This is a genomic window from Clostridia bacterium, from assembly GCA_017410375.1.
Lineage (GTDB): Bacteria > Bacillota > Clostridia > RGIG6154 > RGIG6154 > RGIG6154.
This window is the reverse complement of the sequence record JAFQQW010000047.1, coordinates 20,967-27,696: the sequence shown is the minus strand read 5'-3', so window position 1 is coordinate 27,696 and position 6,730 is coordinate 20,967. Positions and strand designations below refer to the sequence as shown.

The following is a 6,730-nucleotide window of genomic DNA, read 5'->3' as shown; positions in this document are numbered from 1 at the left end:
TTAAAATAACCCATTTATGGGTAGCAAGTAATCGTTGCATGGCTGGCAGGCCAATAAAAAGCGCACTTGTGCGCAGCCAGTATCGGGTAGGGCTATGCCCGAAAATGAAATACCACCGGCTATGCCGGTGGATTTTTATTCTTTATTCTTTATTTTCTGTGTTGGATTCTTCTTTTTGTTCGTGTTCATAGGGCGCGTGGCGCAGTAAGAACCAGAGCAGAACAAAAATGCCGACGGTGCCTAAAAGAAGCAGGGCACGGAACAAGCCGAATCCGCACATCACAATGGCAAAGGCACCAAGCAATGCGGAAATGCCGTATAAAATCAGCACAGCCTGCTTGTGGGAAAAGCCCTTGTCAATCAGCTTGTGATGCAAATGCCCTCTGTCGGGCTGCATGATGGGCTTGTGATTAATCATACGGCGGATGATGGCAACTGCCGTATCCATAAGCGGAAGTGCCAGCACTACCAGAGGCACTGCAATGGAGATTACGGTGGTTGCCCCTTTCAGCATTCCCTCAATGGAAATACAAGCCAGGATATACCCTAAAAAGGTCGAACCCGAATCGCCCATAAAAATGCGGGCGGGGTTGAAATTGTAAGGCAAAAAGCCAAAGCACGCACCTGCTAAACATGCGGTAAAGAGTGCCACATGGGTTTCGCTGTACATAAGCGAAACGGCAAGCAGACAAAGGGACGAAATGGAAGCAACACCTGCAGCTAAGCCGTCTAAGCCGTCAATTAAATTCATGGCGTTGGTCAGTGCCACAATCCAGAACACCGTAATGGGCACGGCTAAACCGCCCAACACCCAAAGGGGTGCACTGTTAAACAGGTTGAAGCTGGAGAAAAATTCGATTTTTACACCAAACAGCACCGGAATGAGTGCCGCTAAAATCTGAATGCCGAATTTTAACAGCGCAGGAAGCGGTTTGCAGTCGTCAATGGCGCCCATAAACATAATAATGATACCGCCCAGCACAATACCCACATATTCCCAGGGCAGTCTGCAAAAGCAGATTACACTGACCAGAAAGCCGAACACAATGGCAATACCGCCAAGACGTGGCGTCGGCTTTTTGTGCATGCGTCGATTGTCCTTAGGTACATCCACAGCACCCACCTTGTGCGCGATTTTAACTGCAATCGGGGTGGTGGCATAGGATGCTAAAAGTGCAACAATAAATGCTAAAACCAAAATGACAGTTTCTTTCATAAATCAGCCCTCTTAACGTTCCACATAACCGATGCGGGCGTGGATATCTTTTATGGTTTCAGATGCAATTTCGGTGGCACGCGCGGCACCTTTACGGTAAACCTCGGTTAAGTAATCCTTGTTTTGCATCAGCTCATTGTATTTTTCCTGAATGGGAGAAAGCTCAGCCACAACCGCCTCTGCCACAGCTTTTTTGAAATCACCGTAGCCCTTGCCGTCGAATTCAGCCTCGGCTTCTTCCAAGGTTTTGGAGGTGGTTGCACAGTAAATGGACAACAGGTTGTTGATACCATGTCTGCCCTCGCCATGTTTTACAAGCATCAAAGAGTCTGTCTGGGCACGTTTGATTTTCTTGATGATGGAGTTGGGGTCTTCCAAAAGTGCCACAGAGCCTTGCGGTTCGGATTTGCTCATTTTCTTTTCGGGATTCTGCAGGTCCATAACCCTTGCGCCCTCTTTGCCGATAAACGGCTCGGGAATTTTAAAGGAATCCTCACCGTAGATACGGTTAAAGCGCTCTGCTAAATCTCTGCAAAGCTCTAAGTGCTGTTTCTGGTCATGTCCTACGGGCACTAAATCTGCCTGATACAGCAAAATGTCTGCCGCCATCAGCACAGGGTAGGTGAAAAGACCTGCGTTGATGTTGTCTGCATGACGGGAGGACTTGTCCTTAAACTGGGTCATGCGCTCCAATTCACCCATGTAGGTGTAGCAGTTTAAAAGCCACGAAAGCTCTGCGTGCTGGGGAACATGTGACTGAATGAAAATGGTGCATTTTTCAGGGTCGATGCCACAGGCAATGTACTGGGCAATGAGCGCCATGCATCTTTCTTTTAATTCCTTCGGGTCCTGACGTACCGTAATGGCATGCAGGTCAACCACCGAGAATATGCAGTCATAATCGTCAATCATACGGCTCCAGTTCTTCAAGGCCCCTAAGTAATTTCCGATGGTCAGGGCGCCTGAAGGCTGAATACCCGAAAATATTCTCTTCTTTTCCATAGTTCTATGTCCTTTCTGTTGTCGCTTCGCCAAAAAAGTAAGCGCAGAATAAATTTTCCATTTTCTTATTATACCATAGGGCTGAAAAAAAAGCAAGGAAAAAAATGTTTTTTAAAAATCTATCGCAAGTGGTTGAAATTTGTTGCAATTTATAGTATACTATATAGTAAGTAAATTTATAATCAAGACGGTGAGGTTAGCAGAATATGGAAAAAATAAAAGTATTGGTGCTGTTCGGCGGTCAGTCCTCCGAGCACAGCGTTTCAGAGCTTTCGGTGACCAACGTGCTTTCACAGTTGGATACAGATAAATTTGAGCCTGTTATGGTGGGTATCACCACCGAAGGGAAATGGTATTTATACGAAGGAGAAATCTCGGGCATCCGTGAATGCGGTTGGGAAAAATCCGATAAAATTACCCCTGCCTTTTTAAGCCCCGATGCATCGGTCGGCGGACTCTTAGTCATGGGAAAAGGCGGTGTTGAAATCAGACCCGTAGATGTAGTATACCCCGTTTTGCACGGTAAATGCGGTGAGGACGGTACGGTGCAGGGACTTTGTACCCTGGCAAACCTGCCTTGTGTAGGTCCCGATATGCTATCCTCTGCCATCTGCATGGATAAAACGGTAGCCAAAATTATGTTTCAGTATTTAGGCATACCCCAGGCAAACTGGGTGACCGTGCTGAAAAGGGATTTGAATAATCCTGATGCGATTGTTTCGGAAATCGAGCAGAAGCTTGGCTATCCCGCTTTTGTAAAGCCTGCCAACGCAGGCTCCTCGGTGGGCATTGCCAAAGCCAAGAACAGAGAAGGTCTTTTAGAGGCGTTAAAGCTTGCTGCCGAGCATGACGATAAAATTTTAGTGGAAGAATTTATTCAGGGTCACGAGGTGGAAAGCGCGCCTTTAGGCAATGGTGACAGCATTTATGTCCCCATGCCGGGCGAGGTGATTTCTGCCAACGAATTTTATGATTTCGAAGCCAAATACAAAATTGAATCCACCATCCGTATCCCTGCGGACTTAAAGCCGGAGGTGGCACAAAAGGTACGTCACTATGCAAAGAAGATTTTTGCAGGAATTGGTCTTTCGGGGCAGAGCCGTATTGACTTTTTCGTGAAAGACGACGATTCTGTTTTAATTAACGAAGTCAACACCCTCCCCGGATTTACCGACATTTCCATGTATCCGAAGATGCTGGAAAAGGGCGGTGTACCGCAAAAACAGCTGATTACAAGCTTAATTGAGCTTGCGATGGATAAATTTGCAGGGGAGGAGACTGCTGCTTCTTTTGCAGGAAAACTGAGCTTTACTTCGGTTACGGGCGATGCGCGGATGCGCTTTGAAGTACCCTGCAGCTATGCCTATGACGGGGAAAATGCGGTGCTTGCATTCTGTGAGCCGGATTCTGAGACAGGCAAGGGCGCCCAAAACCGTATTACGTTGAATCAAGGCAAACTCACCGTTTCGCGACAGGGCGAAGCAAGCACAGAGGTAACCTTTACCTTAAACAGTAACGAAGCTGTTCCCTTTACATACAAAACCCCCTATGGGGAAATGGATTTGACTGCAAAGCCAAATGAAATCCGTTTTGACGGCTCACCGTTTGGTGCATCCTGCACCCTTTCTTATGATTTGTATCAGGGGGCGGATTTGTTAAATCGCTGCGAAATCTCCTTTGAGGTTGCTAAGGCATGAAGAGGGTTTTAGCAGTTACCGTACTGCTTATGATGCTTTGCACCCTTTCGGTTTCCGCTTTGTTTTCGGAACAGATTACAGGCATTTCCTTTCAGGATATGCGCGCTTTTCCTGAAAACCACTGGAGCAACCGTGCGGTGTACACCATGGCAGCTTTAGGTATATTAAAAGGCTCGGACGGCAATTTTAATCCCACCGGCACCACCACCCGCAGCGAGGCACTTGCCATATTGATGCGTGGTGCAGGTTTAGAGGAGCTTGCCGAACGGACAAGAAAAAATATTTTAGAGCAACGCATTCAGAATCCCAGCCGTTTTAACGGCATAGACAGTTGGGCAGACGGGTATGTCCGTCTGGCAGTTGACTATGGCATTATCACGGTGGATACATATAACAACGTGATGGCATATAACTATCCCCATGACGAGGCGTTGCGCACCTTCAAAAAGGAGGAAGCGGTTACCCGTCTGGAATTTGTGGAATGGTTTGTGCGTATTTTTAAGCTCCCTTTGGCAGAAAAAGCAGACCGGATTACCGATTATGCGGACTACGGTACAATCCCTGCGGAAAAACAGCTGTATGTGGAAACAGCACTACGGTACGGTCTGATGCAGGGCGACGGCAACGGATTGGGGTTAGCGCGCACCATCAGCCGTCAGGAAGTGGCACAGGTGCTGTATAATGCAAGAGCGTTGCTTTGCGAAAAGCTTCAGATTACATTAAAAGACGCAACGGTGGAGCGTGTGTCCACCGAAACGGTTTCTGCCAACGAAACGGCACTGGTGACCGAAACGACGGTTTCCCTTTCGGATGGCTTGAACGGTACTTATCGCCGTACCTATGCGGTGGTGGGTGCAGCTGTGGATTACAATGACTATTTTGATACCGATACCGATCTTCTGACCTTAAAAAAGGACAAGCATCCCGATGGGGTGCATCTTCTGGAAAAAGGCGATGCGGTACAGCTTTATTATAAGCAGGACAAACTGCTGTTTCTTACCGCTGACCCCCTTGTCGATGAAGCACCTGCCGAAACGGTGGATGATAGCTACATCGAGGGCGAGCCGGTAAACGCAACCCTTTATTATGTGGACAAGGCTGAAAACCGTCTGATTCTGCAAAAGGGCAAAGAAATGTTTGAAATGCCTTATATGTCGGGGCTTACCTGCGTGTATCGCGGTAAAAATGTCGGTTTGGACAGCCTTGAAGACGAATATCTGGACTATCCCGTAACTGTTTTTTCGGCAAAGAGCCCGAGTGGCAGTGTGTATCGGGCATACCACATCCAGATTTTACAAAAGTGACTTCTACCTGCTTTGTGTGGCTCGCACAAGACAGAAAAATATGAGCAGAAAGGGATAAAATCATGAAACGAGTATTAAGCCTTACTTTAGCAATTCTGCTTTTGCTCTGCCCTGCAGTTTCGGCAGAGGAGGCAAAGCAGGAGAGCGAAAGTGCAAGTGTATTGCAGGCGCTTTGTTCGTATATTCTGCGCAATTATCAGTTTGATATAGATGAAAAAGACCTGTTGGATGCCCTGATTTCTGCCATTATGGAGAAGCAGGACGACGGGGAAAGCTTTGAGTTTGTGGCAGACGCGCTGATGGGCGCGCTGGATCAGCACAGTGTTTATCTTACCCCCGAGGAAACCCGTGAATTCAGCGAATATGTGGATGCGGAATTCGGCGGTGTGGGTGTTTCCTTGGTTACCATTGACGGCTATTGTACCGTTATGAGCATTATCGAAGGCTCTCCCGCCGAAGGCTCGGGTCTGCAGGCGGGCGACAAGATTGTTGCAGTAAACGGGGAAAATGTAGTGAATACGGACATTGACCTGATTATCAACCGTACCCGCGGTCCGGTGGGCGAAGAGGTGGTTTTAACCATCCTTTCCGAGGACGGCAACACCTGGAATTGTGCAATCGTGCGGGATACCATTGTAACACCGTCGGTAGAGTATATTTTAAATGATACCAAAGATGTGGCATATGTGATGGTTTCACAGTTTGGATTGGATACCGCCCAGCAGTTCAAAGAATGTCATGCCGAAATCAAAGAGGCAGGCGTAAATAAGATGATTATTGATTTACGCAACAACACGGGCGGTTACACCTCTCAGGCGCAGGAAATTGCGTCGCTGTTTTTGCCTGTGGGTACTGTGGTTTTCCAGGAATATATGGGCGCGTATAACTATCATGTGCCTTATAAATCTACCAATTTAACTCCTGATTCCGAGACCGAGCTGGTGGTGCTGACCAATGAATACACCGCCTCTGCCTCCGAGATTTTAACGGGAGCACTGAAGGAAAACAACCGCGCGAAAATTGTGGGCGTTAAAACCTTTGGCAAGGGTACCATGCAGACCGTAACAGGTATGGGCGATTACGGCAATGTAAAGCTGACCATTGCAGAGTTTACCTGTCCTACGGGTACAAAAATCAACGGGGTGGGCATTACCCCAAACATCATGGTGGAAAACAGTACAAGACCCATTACCGATGATGATTTAAGACCTCTTTCGTTGACGCAGAAATATAAGTACGGCGATGAAAACGAAGAAATCTGTGCCATCAAGCAAAGATTAAGCCTTTTAGGCTATTATACCGACAAAATTGATTCTCCTGTGTTTGATAAGAATCTGGATTTGGCTGTGCGCCGATTCCAGTCCGCGGCAGGGCTTTACCCTTACGGTGTTGCGGATATCAACACACAATTGACCCTGCATACCCATGTAAAAACGGGCGAATTGTACGAGGACAACCAGTTTGACCGCGCCTGCGAAGTGCTCGGCACCACCGCCGAAAGCTTTGAATAA

5 protein-coding genes are annotated in these 6,730 nt (G+C 47.5%); 3 read left to right on the top strand and 2 right to left on the bottom strand.

What is annotated here, in order from left to right; all coding sequences use genetic code 11:
- Nucleotides 1–142: 142 nt before the first annotated feature.
- Both IJE10_06615 and trpS read right to left on the bottom strand, forming a co-directional pair.
- Complete coding sequence (locus IJE10_06615; GenBank protein ID MBQ2967773.1) at nt 143–1,216, bottom strand: undecaprenyl/decaprenyl-phosphate alpha-N-acetylglucosaminyl 1-phosphate transferase; 1,074 nt, start codon at nt 1,214–1,216, stop codon at nt 143–145.
- Nucleotides 1,217–1,228: 12 nt separating this feature from the next.
- Nucleotides 1,229–2,218 (bottom strand): tryptophan--tRNA ligase, encoded by a 990-nt coding sequence (gene trpS, locus IJE10_06610; protein ID MBQ2967772.1) that lies wholly within the window; start codon nt 2,216–2,218, stop codon nt 1,229–1,231.
- A gap of 206 nt (nt 2,219–2,424) precedes the next feature.
- Here trpS and IJE10_06605 point away from each other — a divergent pair, with 206 nt between their 5' ends.
- The 3 genes from IJE10_06605 to IJE10_06595 all read left to right on the top strand — a co-directional run bounded on the left by IJE10_06605 (nt 2,425) and on the right by IJE10_06595 (nt 6,730).
- Nucleotides 2,425–3,915: a D-alanine--D-alanine ligase gene (locus IJE10_06605; GenBank protein MBQ2967771.1), complete on the top strand. Its 1,491-nt coding sequence runs from the start codon at nt 2,425–2,427 to the stop codon at nt 3,913–3,915.
- Complete coding sequence (locus IJE10_06600) at nt 3,912–5,219, top strand: S-layer homology domain-containing protein (protein ID MBQ2967770.1); 1,308 nt, start codon at nt 3,912–3,914, stop codon at nt 5,217–5,219. The genes IJE10_06605 and IJE10_06600 overlap by 4 nt, the downstream gene beginning before the upstream one ends.
- Nucleotides 5,220–5,281: 62 nt before the next feature.
- The gene (locus IJE10_06595; protein ID MBQ2967769.1) at nt 5,282–6,730 is read left to right on the top strand and encodes a S41 family peptidase; all 1,449 of its coding nucleotides are present in this window, start codon (nt 5,282–5,284) and stop codon (nt 6,728–6,730) included.

Excerpts from the sequence above, each read along its gene's own strand:
- trpS (MBQ2967772.1), bottom strand. The coding sequence starts at position 2,218 with ATGGAAAAGAAGAGAATATTTTCGGGTATTCAGCCTTCAGGCGCCCTG.
- IJE10_06605 (MBQ2967771.1), top strand. The coding sequence starts at position 2,425 with ATGGAAAAAATAAAAGTATTGGTGCTGTTCGGCGGTCAGTCCTCCGAG.
- IJE10_06600 (MBQ2967770.1), top strand. The coding sequence starts at position 3,912 with ATGAAGAGGGTTTTAGCAGTTACCGTACTGCTTATGATGCTTTGCACC.
- IJE10_06595 (MBQ2967769.1), top strand. The coding sequence starts at position 5,282 with ATGAAACGAGTATTAAGCCTTACTTTAGCAATTCTGCTTTTGCTCTGC.
- IJE10_06615 (MBQ2967773.1), bottom strand. The coding sequence starts at position 1,216 with ATGAAAGAAACTGTCATTTTGGTTTTAGCATTTATTGTTGCACTTTTA.